The following is a 16,275-nucleotide window of genomic DNA, read 5'->3' as shown; positions in this document are numbered from 1 at the left end:
ATCCAGACCCGAGCGGGCGACGAGCACCGGAGCGCAAGCTGTCCGGTACGGCCCGAGGGTGACCCGACACATAAGGAGTGCGCGGTGACACCGGAGAAGACGAATCGCGACGAACGCCCCAAGGAACGCACGGAGCGCGGCCGCCGACGGCCCGGAGAACTGGGCAGCCTCGACGTGTGGGCCCGCTCCGCCCCGATCCGCCTCGCGGGTTACGAGGACGACCTCGCCGAACCCCACATCCTGCCCAGCGTCGACTGACCCTCCGGGCCGGTTCGCCGCGATCGCCGCACGCATGGGCGTGGCAGACTCACGCCCATGCTGATCAGAGAAGCCGCGGCCGAGGACTGGCCGCACATCTGGCCTTTCTGGCACCGGATCGTCGCCGCCGCCGAGACCTACGCCTGGGACCCCGGCACCTCCGAGCAGGCGGCCCGCGCCCTGTGGATGAGCCCGGCCAAGCGCGTGTACGTGGCCGAGGACCGCACCGGCACGGTGGTCGGCTCGGCCTACCTCACCCCGAACTACGGCGGACCCGCCGCGGGCGTCGCCAACGCGGGCTTCATGGTCGACCCCGACCACGCCGGCCAGGGCGTCGGCCGAGCCCTCGCCGAACACATCCTGACCGAGGCGAAGACCCACGGCTACCACGCGATGGTCTTCAACGCCGTGGTGGAGACGAACCCCGCGGTCGGCCTGTGGCAGTCCCTCGGCTTCACGATCCTCGCCACGATCCCGAAGGCGTTCGACCATCCCCGCCAGGGCAGGGTGGGGCTGCACATCATGTACAAGGCGCTCGACTAGCCGGGGGAGGCGATCGTGACGCCGGACAGGTACACCGCCGCCGAGATCAAGATCGTCGAGCACGTACGGCGGAACCCCGCGATGTCCTTCGATGTCTCCGGTGATCACCCCGACCTGGCCACCCGGCGAGGGCCTCCTTCTCGCCAGACCCCGCGTACTTCGCTCCCGGTGCGGTGATCACCACCGATGTCGGCGGCCGCGACCTGCACGGCCATTACTGCGACGAGCCGCCCGGGCCCGGCGGTGTCACCTCCGGGACCGGCACGACAGGCGTGAGGTTCGCTACGCCTGATCCGTCACGGGCGCCGTGCGCTGCCACGGATGCAGGCTCTCCAACTGCTCCGCCAGAGCCAGGAGGTCCTCCTCCGTGCCCGGGCGGCCCACCAGTTGGACGGCGCAGGGGGCGCCGGAGGGAAGGGTGCCGAGGGGGATCGACATCGCGGGCCAGCCCGTCAGGTTCCAGGGCGGGGTGAAGGGGGAGTAGGCGGAGTTGGCCGCGATGTTGCGCACCCAGCCGCGCTTGTGCCACGGGGCGGCCTTGGGGGAGCGGCGGGCCAGGGCCGGGGTGAGCAGGACGTCGTGCTCGATGAAGAAGGGGGTCAGCCGGGCGCGGAGGCGTTCGCGCTGGTCGCCGGTGCGGACCGAGGCGAGGAAACGGCGGCCCACGGCCGCGTGCACCCGGGTGCGCCGGGCCAGCCGCGCCGGGTCGAGGCCCTCCGCGTCCACCGCGGTACCCGCCGTCCAGTGCTGGAGCGACGTGATGCTGAGGGAGAGCGGATAGGGCGGCTCGGCCCGCCGGACCCGGTGCCCGGCCCTGGCCAGCACCCCGGCCGCCTGCCGGACCGCGGTCGTATACGGCTTGCTCACGCTCACGCCGGCGACCGGGCTGCGCAGGGCGACGGCGATCCTCAGCGGTGTCCGCTCCTCGCGCCGGACGAACTCGGCGTCCGCGAGGACCGACAGCATCAGCCGCACATCCTCGACCGTCGTGGCCAGCGGACCGTTCTCCGACATCCCGAACCAGTCGCCGTTGCCGATCCCGGCCGGCACCACCCCGTGCCCCGGCTTCAGCGTCACCAGCCCGCAGTTGGCCGCCGGGATGCGCAGCGAGCCCATCCCGTCGTTGCCGAGCGCGATCGGCACAAGGCCCGCCGCCACCGCGGCCGCGCTGCCACCGGACGAGCCGCCCGCGCTGCGGGAGGTGTCCCACGGATTGCGGGCGGTGCCGAACACGCCCTCCGTGGTGCCGAAGACGCACAGCTCGGGCACGTTCGTCAGACCCACGACCACCGCACCGGCCGCCCGCAGCCGGGCCACCGTCACATGGTCCTCGGCAGCCGGGGTGTCCGAAGTCGCGACCGATCCGTCGCGGTGGGACTCGCCGCGTACCGCCAGGTTGTCCTTCACCGCCACCGGCACACCGGCGAGCGGCAGTTCGGCCAGATCGGCACGGGACGCCACCGCGTCCGCCTCCGCGAGCGCGGCCTCGGCCCGTACCTTCCGGAACGCCCCGATCCGACCGTCCAGCCGCTCGATTCGCGCGAGGTGCTCCGCCACCACCTCCCGTGGCGTGACCTCCTTCGCGCGTACGGCGGCGGCGATCTCGGCGGCGGTGCGGCCGGCCCAGCTGCTCACGGGCACTCCTCGGCTACTCGTCGGTATCCATCAGCGTGTGTGGATCGATCACGGTGCGTACGGAGAACTGTGCACGGTCGGGGGCTGCCCGTCGAGGGGGCGGGACCGTGGTCCGCCGTCCCCGACCCGGTGCCCGTCACGGAAGGCCCAGCTCCGGGGACGACCTGCACGTCACGGGGTGACCGGGCGCTCGAAGAAGGTCTCGAGCACCACGGTGGCCTGCGTGCCGCTGACTCCCTCGATCGCGTAGATACGGCGCAGCACGTCCTGGAGCTGCTGCGTGGTGGAGGTCCTGACCTTGACCAGGACCGAGGCGTTTCCGGCGATCACATGCGCTTCCTCTATCTCCGGAATGGCGGCGAACCGGTCGCCGGAGTCGCCCACCCACCGGGTCGAGTCCACCATGACGAAGGCGAGCACGTTCCGTCCGATCGCCGCGGGATCGACCTCGACGGCCGTCCGGCGGATGACCCCTCGCTCCCGGAGCTTGCGCACGCGTTCGTGGGTGGCCCCCGCGGACAGCCCGACGGCCTCTCCCAGCGCCGCATACGGCCTGGAGGCGTCCTCCTGGAGGAGGGCGAGCAACTGCCGATCGACGTCGTCCACGGTATTTCCTTCGGTAAATAGCTTGATCTGCCGAACCTCATTCTGCATAGTTTTGATTCGACAGATCAACATTCGGATCGATGGTGAGGGTGACGGCATGCCCGGCGAGCGACCGCAGTTGTACGAGACACTCGATGACCGGTTCCGCACGGGCCGGTGCCAGTCGGGCGACTCGAAGCTGGAGACCCTCTTCGAGGGCTGCCGCTGGGCCGAGGGCCCCGTCTACGTCCCGGCCGGGCGGTACCTGGTCTGGAGCGACATCCCCAACGACCGCCTGCTGCGCTGGGACGAGACCACCGGCAAGGTCGGCGTCTTCCGCTCACCGGCCGGCCACCCCAACGGCAACACCCTGGACGACGAGGGGCGCCTGATCACCTGCGAGCAGGGCAACCGCCGTGTCACCCGCACCGAGCACGACGGCTCGGTCACCGTGATCGCCGACCGCTTCCAGGGCAGGAGGCTCAACAGTCCGAACGACGCCGCCGTGCGGTCCGACGGCTCGATCTGGTTCTCCGACCCCGACTTTGGGATCACCAGCGACTACGAGGGCCACCGTGCCGAGAGCGAGATCGGCGCCTGCAACGTCTACCGCGTGGACCCGGGCACCGGTGAGGTGCTGCTGGTCGCCGACGGCTTCCGCGGCCCCAACGGTCTCGTCTTCTCGCCGGACGAGCGACGGCTGTACGTCTCGGACAGCAGGGCCAACCACATCCGGGTCTTCGACGTCGGGGATGACGGCAGCCTCACCGGGGGCGAGGTCTTCGCCGAGTGCAGGATCGGCAACTTCGACAACATCCGCTTCGACGACGCGGGCCGGCTCTGGGCCGCCGCCATGGATGGCGGTGTGCACTGCTACGACCCGGACGGCACGCTTCTGGGCCGCCTGCTGGTGCCCGACGTCGTCGCCAACATCCGCTTCGGCGGTGCCAAGCGGAACCGCATGTTCATCGCCGCCGACACCGCCCTCTACTCCCTCGTCATGTCGGTCACCGGCACACCACCGCTGCCGACCGCGCTCCCCACGTCCTGAATCGCCACCCCCTCGGGAGCCAGGGGCAACACGCCGGCTGCCGATGGCTCCCTGAGGGAGCCGCAGTTCACCAGTACATGAGCGCGATCGAACCGCTGCCCCAGGTGGAGTACAGGCGGGCCCGGGCCACATAGCTGTGGTCCTTGACGAGTTTGACCGTGAGGCGTCCGTTGCGGTCCTGACCGCTGTCGTCGTCGGCGGTGACGAACCGCAGTTCGCCGTCGGCGCGCTCGAACAGGGCCAGGACGACGTCGCTGTTGCCGAACGTGCCGATCTCGTAGCTCCGGGTCTCCGGTGGAGCGATCTCGAAGTCGGCCTGTTCCCCGGTGGTGAGCTGCAGCGGTGTCGACTGGAACGCCTCGAGCCGGGCCGGCTGGGCGACGAGCGGCGGGTACCACTGCAGGACGCGCTCCTTGTCCGGCGCGGACAGGCCCAGTGTCTCGGGAATGCCGTTGCGGTAGGCCTCCGGGCGCACGATCAGTCCGGGCCCGAAGCTGTACTCCATGATGGAGTGGACATCCCATTCGGAGCCCGTGACCTCGTCCTTCGACAGCTTGCGCAGGATGTTCTCGAACGTGACCTCGTGGGGCCAGTTGTTGGGCGGTCCGCCGAGGTCCTCGTAGACCTTGGCCTCGTTCCACTCGATGCCCGCGAACGGGTTCTGGTGCTCGTGGGCGAAGCCGATCGCGTGCCCGGTCTCGTGCAGCGCGGTGGCCTTGCCGTACGGGGTGGTCAGGTCCCAGCCGAAGGTCATGGTGGCTTCGTTCGTGCCGATGAGCAGATTGTCCCGGCCGACGTACGACGCGGAGCCGTCGCGCTCCCGGAACGCGATACGGATCTCGGACTCGCTGGGATCGGCCACTTCCACGAACTCCAGCCCGATCCCGAGGTGCTTCCAGGCCTGGAAGGCGTGCCGGACCTCCTCGAGCTGCTCCGGGCCTCCGATGTCACCGCCCTGGTCGAGGAAGGCGTAGTGCAGGACCGTGCCGTTGATCCACTTGGCGCGGACCAGCAGGATCGCCCTCGACCGGCCCGGACTGAGGTCCGGGCGCAACACGGGCTGGGTCTGGGGTGGTTGGGCGCAGTAGCGGGGCGTGGCCGTCCCGCTCGCAGACGGCGCGTTCATGACGGCTCCCTTCATGTGCGTGTCGGTCACCGCGAGGGCGAACACACACCCAGCCGCCGGCCGGCGGCCGGGTGAAGAAGGAGGTCGGCGGCAGGATTCCGATCGCCACCACGGTGCTACGGTTCCTGGGGAAATGCCCGGCCTGGACATCTCCAGCATCTTTCCGAACGCGGAGTTCCGCAAGTGTCGAATAGTTAGATATCGCAGGAAACCGGGTGGTTGAACGGGCGATTGAACGATGAAGCACCGCTCTCTCATGTCGTCCGCGCACTCCCCGTACTGCCCCGCCCCGTGAGCCGCGGCACCGGCACCCCCACCGCCCGTGCCGTCTCCCCGTCCAGCAGCGCCATCAGCTCGCGTGCCGCCGTGCGCCCGAACTCCGCGCTGTCCCGGGACAGCGCGGACAGCCGGGGCGTGACCATGCGGCACAGCGCCGAGTCCTCCCAGGACACGACCGACACGTCCTGCGGGACACGGAAACCGAGGTCGGCGGCCGCCGCGAGACCGGCCACGGCCATCACGTCGTTGTCGTAGATCAGCGCGGTCGGGGGAGGGGAACCGCCGAGCACCCGGCGGGTCACCGCGGCGCCCTCCGTGTCGGAGTAGTCGGTGGTCACCGAGCGGACCTCGGTGAGGCCGCGGCGCCCGGCCTCCGCGCGCAGCGTCGCGATACGACGCTGGGTGTGCGCCAAGGTGGGGAGGCCCGCGATGTGGACGATCCGCCGATGGCCGAGCGCCGTCAGCTCGTCGACCACGGACGCCATCGCGCCGACGTCGTCCGCCCACACCGTGGACAGACCGGGGTGACGCACATCGGGTGCGCCACCGATCACCACGGCGGGCAGGCCGAGTTCGTCCAGCAGGTCGGGGCGCGGGTCCTCGGCACGCGGGTCGACCACCAGGACGCCGTCCACCCGGTGCTCCGCCCACCAGCGCCGGTAGACCGCGCACTCGTCGGCCACGTCCCGGGCCACCTGGAAGAGCAGGCCCAGATGGCGCTCCGCGAGCACTTCCTGGATGCCGGAGACGAGTTGGAGGAAGAAGGAGTCGACGCCCAGGGTGTCCGCCGGGCGGGCCAGGACGAAGCCGACCGTGGCCGCTCCCTCGCCGGACAGGGCGCGGGCCGCCGTGCTGGGACGCCAGCCGAGCTGCTCGGCGACCCGGCAAACCCGGGCGCGGGTGGTCTCGGAGACACCGGGGCGGCCATTGAGGGCGAAGGAGACCGCGCTCTCGGAGACTCCGGCGCGGCGCGCGATGTCCTTCATCGTCGGTCGGCGCGCGGGTGATCGCTTCTCCGGCAACGCTGGGCCCTCCATTCCGTACGGTCCAGTCCCGGCCAACTGCTAATGCGCTTGAGCGCACTTACCCTAAAGCGCATTAGCGATCGACGGCAATAGGTCCGACGCACCGCTGTGAGCAGGGATTTTGAGTCACTAATGACTTTAGCTGGGTCGAATCCATTGACTCCTCACGGAATCGCTGGGCACAGTCTGGCCCGGCACCTTCGGCCTCATCCCCCCCGCATCCCGCTGCATCCAATGCAAAGGAGCCCAGCCGCCGTGCGCATCTCCCGCAGAACCTTCGCCGCCGCTGCCGTCGCCCTAGTCCTGCCGCTGAGTGCCTGCGGCTCGGGCGGGGACGACGGCGGCTCGACCGACGCCTCGGGCAAGGTCGAGGGCGACATCACCTTCCAGACCTGGAACCTGCGCGCCAACTTCAAGCCGTACTTCGAGGGCCTGATCGCGGACTTCGAGAAGAAGTACCCCGGCACCCACGTCAAGTGGATCGACCAGCCCGCCGAGGGCTACGCCGACAAGATCAGCGCCGACGCGGCCGGGGGCACCCTGCCCGACGTCGTCAACGTCTCCCCGGACCTGGTCGCCCCGCTCGCCGAGGCAGGGCTCGCCCTCGACCTCGACAAGGCCGCGGGCACGTACAGGTCCGAATACCTGGACGGGGCCTGGGCCAGCCACCGGGTCCCGGGCCTGAACGGCACGTACGCCTTCCCGTGGTACCTGAACACCGGCCCGCTCTTCTACAACAAGTCCCTGTTCAAGAAGGCCGGACTCGACCCCAGCGCCCCGCCGAAGACGTACGACGAACTCTTCGCCGACGCACTGCAGATGGCGAAGAAGAGCGACGGCAAGGTCGCCACGCTCGCCAACGTGTCCACCGTCGAGGACTTCGGGCGCTACGGCGTGCAGCTGATGAACAAGGAGGGGACGGGGTTCGCCTTCAACGACACCAAGGGGGTCGAACTCCTCACCAAGTACAAGGAGTTGTACGACGCCAAGGCCCTCGACCCGCAGGCCCTGACCGCCACTCCGGAGTCCTCCGGCAAGAAGTTCCTCACCGAGGCCGTCGCCATGAACCCCGGCAGCGCCCTTGACCTCGGCAACTTCAAGAAGCAGGCGCCGAACCTGTACAAGAACATCGGCATCACCGACCAGATCACCAGCACCGAGCACGTCAACATGTACGTGATGGGTGTGATGGTCAACTCCCGCACCAAGCACACCCCGGCCGCGGTCGCCCTCGCGCACTTCGTCACCGACGCGCAGAACCAGATGTCCTTCGCCAAGAAGGTCGCCATCTTCCCGAGCACCGCGGGCTCCCTCGACGACCCGTACTTCACCCAGGAGGACGGCACCGACGAGACGCGCGTCCGCATCGCCGCCGCCAAGTCCCTGAAGAGCGCGGTCAATTACACGCCGGTGCTGTTCAGCGAGCAGATGAAGACCGCGCTGCGCAACGAGGTCGCCAAGGCCCTGCAGGGCAAGGAGAGCCCCAAGGCGGCGCTTGACAACGCTGTCAAGGCGTGCGACCAGCTCCTGAAGCAGCAGGGCTGAACCGCCATGGCCACTCCCACCGCGCCGTCCCGGGTGCGGCGGCAACTGCCCACCAGCCCCTGGCTGTTCGCCGCCCCGGGACTGCTCGTCACGGGCGCCTTCGTGCTGTACCCGTTCGTGTCCACCGTGGTGAACTCCGTCACCGACCGCCGCACCCTGATCCCGGGCCGTTTCGTCGGACTCGCCAACTTCCGCGAGCTGCTCCACGACGACATGTTCTGGACCGGCCTGCGCAACAGCACGCTGTACGTGGTCGGGGTCGTACCGGCCCTGGTGATCCTGCCGCTGCTGCTCGCGCTGCTGGTGCAGAAGAACATCCCCGGCATCACCTTCTTCCGGTCCGCCTTCTACACCCCGGTCGTCGCCTCCATCGTGGTCGTCGGGCTGATCTGGGTGTGGCTGCTGGACGAACGCGGCCTGGTCAATTCCCTCCTGGAGGCGGTGGGGATCGGGCGGGTCGGCTTCCTCAGCGACCAGTGGCTGCTCCTGCTGAGCGCCATGGCCGTGACGGTGTGGAAGGGCCTCGGCTACTACATGATCATTTATCTGGCCGCGCTGGCCAACGTACCGCGCGAGCTGCACGAGGCCGCCGCCGTGGACGGCGCCGGACCGGTCCGCCGCTTCCTCACGGTCACCGTGCCCGCCGTGCGCTCCACCATGGTGCTGGTCGCCGCGCTCTCCTCGGTCGCCGCGTTCAAGGTGTTCTCCGAGGTGTACCTGATGGCCGGCCCGAGCGGCGGCCCGGCCGGCGAGGACACCACCCTCGTCATGCTCGTCCAGCGCACCGGCACCGGTCTGACCGGTCGCGTCGGCTACGCCTCCGCCCTCTCCGTCGTCGTGTTCGTCGTCACCGTCGCCCTGATGCTGCTCGTCCTGCGCGCCGACCGGAGGGAGGAGACATGAGCGTCCTGGAGAAGGTGCGGCCCCACCAGGAGCCTGCCGTCCGCGAGCCGCGTGTCACCGACGAGCACGGCCGCCGCATCCGGGTGTGGGAACTGGTCCTGCGCTACGCGCTGCTGCTCGCCGTACTGGCGCTCACCGTCGGCCCGTTCCTGTGGCAGCTGTCCACGTCCCTCAAGGGCCCCACCGAGGACATCTTCAGCTCGCCGCCGAAGTTCCTGCCCGGCCGTCCCACCCTGCACAACTACGAGCGGGTCTCCCGCACCATCCCCGTCTGGGACTACGCCCTGAACTCGCTGAAGGTCGCGAGCGCGAGCGTGGTGACCAACTGCGTGGGCTCGGCACTCGCCGGGTACGCCCTGGCCCGGCTGCGTTACCGCGGCCGGGGCGTGGCCACCCTGGTCTTCGTGCTGGCGATGCTCGTGCCCGTGGAGGGCATCATCATCGCCCAGTTCACGACCATGCGTGAACTCGGCCTGAACAACACGCTCATCGGGGTCGTGCTGCCCGGCTCGATCGGCGCGATGAACGTACTGCTGATGCGCAACGCCTTCCGCAACCTGCCGTACGAGATCGAGGAGGCCGCCTATGTCGACGGCGCCGACGTCTGGCAGCGGTTCTGGCGCATCGCGCTGCCGTCGGTGAAGGGCACTCTCGCCGTCGTCGCGATCTTCGCCTTCATGGGTGCCTGGGACGACTTCCTGTGGCCGCTCATCGTGCTCAGCGACCCCGACAAGTTCACCCTGACCATCGGCCTCAACTATCTGCACGGCACCTTCGCCAACGACGAACGCCTGGTCGCCGCCGGCACCGTGATCGCCGTGGCCCCGCTCATCGCCCTCTTCGCCTGCCTCCAGCGGTACTTCTTCCGCGGGGTCGGCGAGGGCGCCGTGAAGGGCTGAGTGCCCTGTCCGGCCGAGTCCCGAATCCCTGCCGAGTCCCGTGACCCCCCCCGCAAGGACACACCGCATGCCTCCTGCCGTGCGCTTCGGCGTCAACTACACGCCCAGCGAAGGGTGGTTCCACCACTGGCTCGACTTCGACCTCGACTCCGTACGCGCCGACCTCGACGCGATCGCCGCCCTCGGCCTCGACCACATCCGTGTCTTCCCGCTGTGGCCCTACTTCCAGCCGAACCGCACCCTGATCCGCCCGCGCGCCGTGGAGGACCTGGTACGCCTGGTCGACGCGGCCGGCGAACGCGGTCTTGACGTCAACGTGGACGGACTGCAAGGGCACTTGAGCAGCTTCGACTTCCTGCCCGCCTGGACCCGCACCTGGCACCGGCGCAACCTCTTCACCGACCCGGACGTCATCGACGGCCAGGCCGCCTACCTGCGCACCCTCGCCGCCGCCCTCGCCGACCGGCCCCACTTCATCGGCATGACCATCGGCAACGAGGTCAACCAGTTCGCCGCAGGCCCCCACCCCGACCCCGACCGGATCACGGCCGAGGACGCCGGGAACTGGCTCACCCGGCTGCTCGCCGCCTGCGCCGAGGGCGCCCCGGACCGGCCGCACCTGCACGCCTCGTACGACGCCGCCTGGTACCAGGACGACCAGCCCTTCACCCCCGGCCACTCGGCCCGCCTCGGCGCCCTGACCGCCGTGCACTCCTGGGTGTTCAACGGCACCGCCCAGCGCCACGGCCGTACCTCCGTACCGGCCGAGCACCATGCGGCCTACCTGGTCGAGCTGAGCAAGGCCTGGGCCGAGGAGCCGCACCGGCCCGTGTGGCTCCAGGAGGTCGGCGCACCGGCGCCCCTCGTCCCCGCCGAACACGCCGCCGCCTTCACCGAGGCGACCGTGGAGAACGTTCTGGACTGCCCCGACCTGTGGGGGGTCACCTGGTGGTGCTCCTACGACGTCTCCCGCGAACTGGCCGACTTCCCCGAACTCGAGTACGGGCTCGGGCTGTTCACCAACGACCGGCGGCCGAAGGACAGCGCGCGCGTCCTGGCCGACGCGGCACGTGCCCACCGAGAGCCCCCCGCCGTGCGCGGTACCGCCCTCGTCGTGCCCGCAGACCCGGCCCACCGCTCCCGCTGTGCCCCCGGCGGACCCGTCTTCGACGCCTTCTTCCGGCTCGTCGCCGACGGAGCCCGCCCCACCACCGTCTTGGACAGCCGCGCGGACGACAAGGAACACCTCGTCGCCCGCGGCATCACCGAGGTCATCACTCCCGACCAGGTACTCCCCACCCCACAAGGAGGAACTTGCTCGTGAACCCCACCAGACGCACCGTCCTGATCGCCGGGGCCGCCGCGGCCCTGCTGCCCACGCCCGCCCTCGCGGTCCCTCGTCCCAAGGCGGCCGCCACCCCGCCGTACGCCTCGTACTGGTACCCGGACTCCCTGCCCTCCGGCAGCCCCGGCACCGGTATCACCTGGCGCAGCCTGAAGGCCTGGCGCGCCGCCGACGATCCCGATCTCGCCTTCAACGCCGCCTCCGTGCCGCTCGCCGCCCGGTTCGCCCCGACCCCGGCCAACACCACCGCGCGCTCGGGCCAGGCCCGCATCCAGTCCCTGGTCTCCTTCGGGCCGACCTCCGGCAACCCCTCGCAGGGATCGGCCACCGCCGACTACTACGCCCTCACCCACTGGGCCTACGTCGACGAGCTGGTGTTCTGGGGCGGCTCGGCGGGCGAGGGGCTGATCCTGGCGCCGAACGCACCGATCGTGGACGCGGCCCACCGGCACGGCGTGCCCGTCCTCGGCAACATCTTCCTGCCGCCCACCGCCTACGGCGGTCAGCTCCGGTGGACCCGCGACCTCGTCCAGAAGGACTCCTCCGGGCACTACCCGCTCGCCGCCCAACTCGTCGCGGTGGCGGCGGCGTACGGCTTCGACGGCTGGTTCGTGAACGCCGAGACCGGCGGCGGGAACACCGCGCTCGGCACCGCCATGCTCGGGTTCGTGAAGGAGCTCAAGTCGCTCGCCACGGCCAAGGGACAGCGGGTGACCTGGTACGACGCGATGACCGTGAACGGGACGGTCAGCTGGCAGGGCGCGCTGAACAGCCAGAACCAGGCCTTCTTCCAGGCCGCCGACGACATGTTCGTCGACTTCCGGTGGAGCGCGGCGACCCTGGCCTCCTCGGGAACCAGGGCAAGCCAACTGGGCCGAAGCCCCTACGAGTTGTGGGCGGGCGTCGATGTCGAGTCGAACGGGTCCGACTCGTCGGTGAACTGGGACGCCATCGTGCCGACCGGAAAGGCGCACGTCACCTCGATCGGCTTCTACCGGCCCGAGTGGACCCGCAACCACCTGCCCGCCGGGCAGCGCGCCCCGGGGGACTTCCACGCGGCCGACGACCGGTTCTGGACCGGGCGGTCGCTCGATCCGGCGCGGCCGGACGGCACGGATTCGTGGCGGGCACCCGCGGTGTCGGTGGCGGACCGGTCGACGGTGTCGGCGATGCCGTTCGCGAGCGTGTTCAACACCGGGCACGGGCTGCGGTGGTACGAGGAGGGGGCCGTCACCTCGGACGCGCCCTGGAACCACCTCGGCCTGCAGGACCGGCTGCCGTCGCGGCGGTGGGTCGTGCGGACGGCGGGGCGGCGGCCGGTCGTGTCCTTCGACTTCGCGGACGCGTGGCGGGGCGGGAGCAGTGTGCTGGTCGCTGGTGAACCGGATCAACCAGTGGTGGTGGATCTGTATGCGACCCGGCTGGCGGTCGGTGTGGACACGGTTGTCGAGCTGACGCACCGGACCGACGCCGGCACTGTGAACGTCGAGCTCGCTGTCGCCACCGCCGAACCGGGCGGCGCCGGTGCGACACCGCCGTACACCTATCTGCCTGTGAACTCGGTCAACACCGAGGGAAGCCCGGCTGTGAACTTGGTCGACACCTGGCAGACCTCGACCGTACGGCTCACCGGGCTGTCCGGCACGATCCACGCCCTCGGCGTCCGCCTCACCGCACCCGACGGCGGCGCCGTGCGCTGGCGACTGGGCGGTCTGGCCGTCCACGACAGCGCCCCCACCCCGGCCGCCCCCGCCGACCTGCGGATCACGGCGGCCTCCGGAGGCGACCTGCGCTTCGCCTGGAGCGCCGCGCCCGCCCCCGTGCGTCACTACGAACTCCACCGCGTCCTGCCCGACGGCACCCGCCGCTTCCTCGGCGGTACCTGCCAGTGCGCCTACTTCGTCGCGGGCCTGCAACCCGCACCGGGAGAGACGGCCGCACGATTCGAAGTGCGCTCGGTGGGGGAGCTGTACAACGCCTCGACTCCCGTGACCGTCACCCACACCTGGTAATCACCCGGAACCCAGCAGGGAGCACCCCGCATGCATGACGACCGCAACCTGGTCGAAGCCCGCCTCCGGCGCGTCCTCGACGAGCGCATCCGTCCCGCCGTGTACCCCGAGTCCGTGCCGCTGCAGGTCGCGGTCTGGCACGCGCCGGGCGAGCCCGTGCCGGTCGCGGAGGGACTCGCGGCCGAGCCCGTGCCGATCGAGGTGGGCGCCCGGTGGGGTGCTCCGTGGGGGACCAGCTGGTTCCGGGTGACCGGGGCCGTGCCCGAGGCCTGGGCCGGCCGGACCGTCGAGGCCCTGCTCGACCTGGGCTTCGACGAGAACATGCCCGGCTTCCAGTGCGAGGGCCTGGTCTACCGGCCCGACGGCACCCCGGTGAAGGGCCTCAACCCGCGCAACCAGTGGGTGCGCATCGGTGCGCCCGTCGAGGGCGGGGAGGAGGTGCGCCTGCACATCGAGGCCGCCTCCAACCCGGTCATCCTCGATTACCACCCCTTCCGGCCCACCCGGCTCGGCGACAAGGACACCGCCGGGCGTGAGCCGCAGTACATGCTCACCCGCATGGACCTCGCCGTCCTCGACGAGACCGTGTGGCAGCTGGTGCTGGACCTCGAGGTGCTGGGCGAGCTGATGGCCGAGCTGCCGGTGGACTCCGCGCGCCGCTGGGACATCCTGCGCGCCGTCGACCGGGCCCTCGACGCCGTCGACCTGCAGGACGTGGGCGGCACGGCGGCCGGGGCCCGTGCCCGGCTCGCCGACGTGCTGGCCGCACCCGCCGTGCCGTCCGCCCACCGGATCAGCGCGGTCGGCCACGCGCACATCGACTCGGCCTGGCTGTGGCCGCTGCGCGAGACCGTGCGCAAGGTGGCCCGTACGACGTCCAACATGACCGCGCTCATCGAGGACGAGCCTGAGTTCGTCTTCGCCATGTCGCAGGCGCAGCAGTGGGCGTGGGTGAAGGAGCACCGGCCCGAGGTGTGGGCGCGGGTGAAGAAGGCCGTGGCGGAGGGGCGGTTCGTGCCGGCCGGCGGGATGTGGGTGGAGTCGGACACCAACATGCCCGGCTCGGAGGCGATGGCCCGTCAGTTCGTGCACGGCAAGCGGTTCTTCCTCGAAGAGTTCGGCATCGAGAACGAGGAGGCCTGGCTGCCCGACACCTTCGGCTTCGCGGCCGGGCTCCCGCAGATCATCAGGGCGGCCGGCTCCAAGTGGCTGCTCACCCAGAAGATCTCCTGGTCGCAGACGAACAAGTTCCCGCACCACACCTTCCAGTGGGAGGGCATCGACGGCACCCGGATCTTCACCCACTTCCCGCCCGTCGACACCTACAACTGCTCGATGAGGGGCAGCGAGATCGCCCACGCGGCACGGAACTTCAAGGACAAGGGCAGGGCCCGGCACTCGCTCGTGCCCAGCGGCTGGGGCGACGGAGGCGGCGGCACGACCCGCGAGATGGTCGCCAAGGCGGCCCGGCTGCGCGACCTCGAAGGCTCCGCGACCGTCGTCTGGGAGACGCCCAGGGCGTTCTTCGAGAAGGCCGAGGCCGAATACCCCGAACCCCCCGTCTGGGTCGGCGAGCTGTACCTCGAACTGCACCGCGCCACCCTCACCAGCCAGGCCCGGACCAAGCAGGGCAACCGCCGCAGCGAACACCTCCTGCGCGAGGCCGAACTCTGGGCCGCCACGGCAGCCGTACGTACCGGATTCTCCTACCCCTACGAGGAGTTGGACCGGCTCTGGAAGACGGTCCTGCTGCACCAGTTCCACGACATCCTGCCCGGCTCGTCCATCGCCTGGGTGCACCGTGAGGCCCGGGCGACGTACGAGCGGGTCGCCGCGGAGCTGAACGGCATCATCGAGGCGGCCCAGGGCGCACTCGCGGGCGAGGGGGAGACGACCCTGGTGTTCAACGCCGCCCCGCACCCGCACGCCGGTATCCCGGCCGGAGGCGCGGCGACGCCGCGGACGGACGGCGCGACCACGCTCGCACCGCGCCCGGAGGGCGGCCACGTGCTGGACAACGGCCTGCTGCGGATCGAGATCGACGCCCAGGGCCTTGTCGTCTCCGCGTACGACATCGAGGCCGACCGCGAGACCGTCGCTCCCGGCGCCGTCGCCAACCTCCTCCAGCTCCACCCCGACTTCCCGAACATGTGGGACGCCTGGGACGTGGACGAGTTCTACCGGAACACGGTCACGAACCTCACGGACGCCGACTCGGTCACGGCCGACGAGGACGGCGAATCGGTGCGGATCGTCCGCTCCTTCGGCACCTCCCGCGTCAGCCAGGTGCTCACGCTGCCGCCGGGGGAGCGGCGCCTGGTGCTGGACACCGAGGTCGACTGGCACGAGACGGAGAAGTTCCTGAAGCTGGCCTTCCCGCTCGACCTGCACGCCGAACGGTACGCGTCGGAAACCCAGTTCGGGCACTTCCACCGCCCCACCCACACCAACACCTCCTGGGAAGCGGCCAAGTTCGAGGCCTGCAACCACCGCTTCGTCCATCTGACGGAGCCGGACTGGGGCGTCGCCGTCGTCAACGACTCGACGTACGGCCACGACGTGACCCGCACGGTCCGCACCGACGCCGACCGCGGTACGACCACCACGCTGCGGGTGTCCCTCCTGCGCGCCCCGCGCTTCCCCGACCCCGAGACCGATCAGGGCGTCCACCGCTTCCGGCACGCCCTGATCCCCGGCGCCCGCATCGCCGACGCGGTCCGCGAGGGCTGGCGGATCAACCTGCCCGAGCGGCGCACGACCGGTGCGGGTGAGGTCGCCCCGCTGGTCACCGTGGACGACGAGGCGGTCGTCATCACTGCCGTGAAGCTGGCCGACGACGGCACCGGCGACGTGGTGATCCGCTTCCACGAGGCCCACGGAGCCCGAGCCCGGGCCACCCTGACCGCCGCCTTCCCGTTCACCGACCTCACCGTGACGGACCTGCTGGAACGGCCGGGCGGGGAGGGCGAGCCGCCGGTACGGGACGGTGACCGGATCACCGTACGGCTGCGGCCGTTCGAGCTGATGACCCTGAGGTTGCGCAGGCTGCGTGACCGGTAGGCACGGCGC

14 protein-coding genes are annotated in these 16,275 nt (G+C 70.6%); 10 read left to right on the top strand and 4 right to left on the bottom strand.

The window, feature by feature from the left end; translation table 11 throughout:
- The first annotated feature begins 84 nt into the window (after window positions 1–84).
- The 3 genes from ACIRVH_RS42230 to ACIRVH_RS42220 are packed head-to-tail and all read left to right on the top strand — an operon-like array spanning window position 85 to window position 978.
- Window positions 85–258: a hypothetical protein gene (locus ACIRVH_RS42230; protein ID WP_107407368.1), complete on the top strand. Its 174-nt coding sequence runs from the start codon at window positions 85–87 to the stop codon at window positions 256–258.
- 57 nt (window positions 259–315) lie between these two features.
- A complete protein-coding gene (locus ACIRVH_RS42225; RefSeq protein WP_403965247.1) occupies window positions 316–801 on the top strand; it encodes a GNAT family N-acetyltransferase in 486 nt (161 codons plus the stop codon).
- 15 nt (window positions 802–816) lie between these two features.
- Window positions 817–978 carry a hypothetical protein gene (locus tag ACIRVH_RS42220; RefSeq protein ID WP_403965245.1) on the top strand — a complete coding sequence of 54 codons (162 nt, stop codon included), beginning with the start codon at window positions 817–819 and terminating at the stop codon, window positions 976–978.
- Between the two features lie 105 nt (window positions 979–1,083).
- Here the strand turns inward: ACIRVH_RS42220 and ACIRVH_RS42215 are convergent, their stop codons facing one another.
- Window positions 1,084–2,436: an amidase gene (locus tag ACIRVH_RS42215; RefSeq protein ID WP_403965243.1), complete on the bottom strand. Its 1,353-nt coding sequence runs from the start codon at window positions 2,434–2,436 to the stop codon at window positions 1,084–1,086.
- A gap of 171 nt (window positions 2,437–2,607) precedes the next feature.
- Window positions 2,608–3,042 (bottom strand): Lrp/AsnC family transcriptional regulator, encoded by a 435-nt coding sequence (locus tag ACIRVH_RS42210; protein ID WP_403965240.1) that lies wholly within the window; start codon window positions 3,040–3,042, stop codon window positions 2,608–2,610.
- Between the two features lie 97 nt (window positions 3,043–3,139).
- On the opposite strand from ACIRVH_RS42210, the gene ACIRVH_RS42205 reads away from it, so the two are divergent.
- The gene (locus ACIRVH_RS42205; RefSeq protein ID WP_403965238.1) at window positions 3,140–4,072 is read left to right on the top strand and encodes an SMP-30/gluconolactonase/LRE family protein; all 933 of its coding nucleotides are present in this window, start codon (window positions 3,140–3,142) and stop codon (window positions 4,070–4,072) included.
- A 67-nt stretch (window positions 4,073–4,139) separates the two neighbouring features.
- On the opposite strand, the gene ACIRVH_RS42200 is transcribed toward ACIRVH_RS42205, so the two are convergent.
- Window positions 4,140–5,198 (bottom strand): M12 family metallopeptidase, encoded by a 1,059-nt coding sequence (locus tag ACIRVH_RS42200; RefSeq protein ID WP_403965235.1) that lies wholly within the window; start codon window positions 5,196–5,198, stop codon window positions 4,140–4,142.
- A 254-nt stretch (window positions 5,199–5,452) separates the two neighbouring features.
- The gene (locus ACIRVH_RS42195; RefSeq protein ID WP_403965233.1) at window positions 5,453–6,499 is read right to left on the bottom strand and encodes a LacI family DNA-binding transcriptional regulator; all 1,047 of its coding nucleotides are present in this window, start codon (window positions 6,497–6,499) and stop codon (window positions 5,453–5,455) included.
- Between the two features lie 258 nt (window positions 6,500–6,757).
- Here ACIRVH_RS42195 and ACIRVH_RS42190 point away from each other — a divergent pair, with 258 nt between their 5' ends.
- The 6 genes from ACIRVH_RS42190 to ACIRVH_RS42165 all read left to right on the top strand — a co-directional run bounded on the left by ACIRVH_RS42190 (window position 6,758) and on the right by ACIRVH_RS42165 (window position 16,266).
- Entirely contained in the window at window positions 6,758–8,047 is a 1,290-nt protein-coding gene (locus ACIRVH_RS42190; RefSeq protein WP_403965231.1) for an ABC transporter substrate-binding protein, read from the top strand.
- A gap of 6 nt (window positions 8,048–8,053) precedes the next feature.
- Complete coding sequence (locus ACIRVH_RS42185) at window positions 8,054–8,950, top strand: carbohydrate ABC transporter permease (RefSeq protein ID WP_403965229.1); 897 nt, start codon at window positions 8,054–8,056, stop codon at window positions 8,948–8,950.
- Window positions 8,947–9,849 carry a carbohydrate ABC transporter permease gene (locus ACIRVH_RS42180; RefSeq protein WP_403965227.1) on the top strand — a complete coding sequence of 301 codons (903 nt, stop codon included), beginning with the start codon at window positions 8,947–8,949 and terminating at the stop codon, window positions 9,847–9,849. The genes ACIRVH_RS42185 and ACIRVH_RS42180 overlap by 4 nt, the downstream gene beginning before the upstream one ends.
- Before the next feature lie 67 nt (window positions 9,850–9,916).
- Window positions 9,917–11,173, top strand: coding sequence for a glycosyl hydrolase (locus ACIRVH_RS42175; RefSeq protein WP_403965225.1), 1,257 nt, complete (start codon window positions 9,917–9,919; stop codon window positions 11,171–11,173).
- Window positions 11,170–13,206: an endo-beta-N-acetylglucosaminidase gene (locus tag ACIRVH_RS42170; protein ID WP_403965223.1), complete on the top strand. Its 2,037-nt coding sequence runs from the start codon at window positions 11,170–11,172 to the stop codon at window positions 13,204–13,206. The genes ACIRVH_RS42175 and ACIRVH_RS42170 overlap by 4 nt, the downstream gene beginning before the upstream one ends.
- Window positions 13,207–13,236: 30 nt before the next feature.
- Window positions 13,237–16,266 (top strand): alpha-mannosidase, encoded by a 3,030-nt coding sequence (locus ACIRVH_RS42165; protein ID WP_403965221.1) that lies wholly within the window; start codon window positions 13,237–13,239, stop codon window positions 16,264–16,266.
- The last annotated feature ends 9 nt before the right edge of the window (window positions 16,267–16,275 follow it).

Origin of the sequence: Streptomyces sp. NPDC101165, assembly GCF_044768135.1 — a bacterium.
GTDB lineage: Bacteria > Actinomycetota > Actinomycetes > Streptomycetales > Streptomycetaceae > Streptomyces.
The sequence above is the reverse complement of the archived record's forward strand: the minus strand, read 5'-3'. Positions and strand labels throughout refer to the sequence as shown.

What these genes read in the sequence shown, in the direction of transcription:
- ACIRVH_RS42175 (WP_403965225.1), top strand. Translation starts at nt 9,917, where the DNA reads ATGCCTCCTGCCGTGCGCTTCGGCGTCAACTACACGCCCAGCGAAGGG.
- ACIRVH_RS42225 (WP_403965247.1), top strand. Translation starts at nt 316, where the DNA reads ATGCTGATCAGAGAAGCCGCGGCCGAGGACTGGCCGCACATCTGGCCT.
- ACIRVH_RS42185 (WP_403965229.1), top strand. Translation starts at nt 8,054, where the DNA reads ATGGCCACTCCCACCGCGCCGTCCCGGGTGCGGCGGCAACTGCCCACC.
- ACIRVH_RS42165 (WP_403965221.1), top strand. Translation starts at nt 13,237, where the DNA reads ATGCATGACGACCGCAACCTGGTCGAAGCCCGCCTCCGGCGCGTCCTC.
- ACIRVH_RS42200 (WP_403965235.1), bottom strand. Translation starts at nt 5,198, where the DNA reads ATGAACGCGCCGTCTGCGAGCGGGACGGCCACGCCCCGCTACTGCGCC.
- ACIRVH_RS42205 (WP_403965238.1), top strand. Translation starts at nt 3,140, where the DNA reads ATGCCCGGCGAGCGACCGCAGTTGTACGAGACACTCGATGACCGGTTC.
- ACIRVH_RS42180 (WP_403965227.1), top strand. Translation starts at nt 8,947, where the DNA reads ATGAGCGTCCTGGAGAAGGTGCGGCCCCACCAGGAGCCTGCCGTCCGC.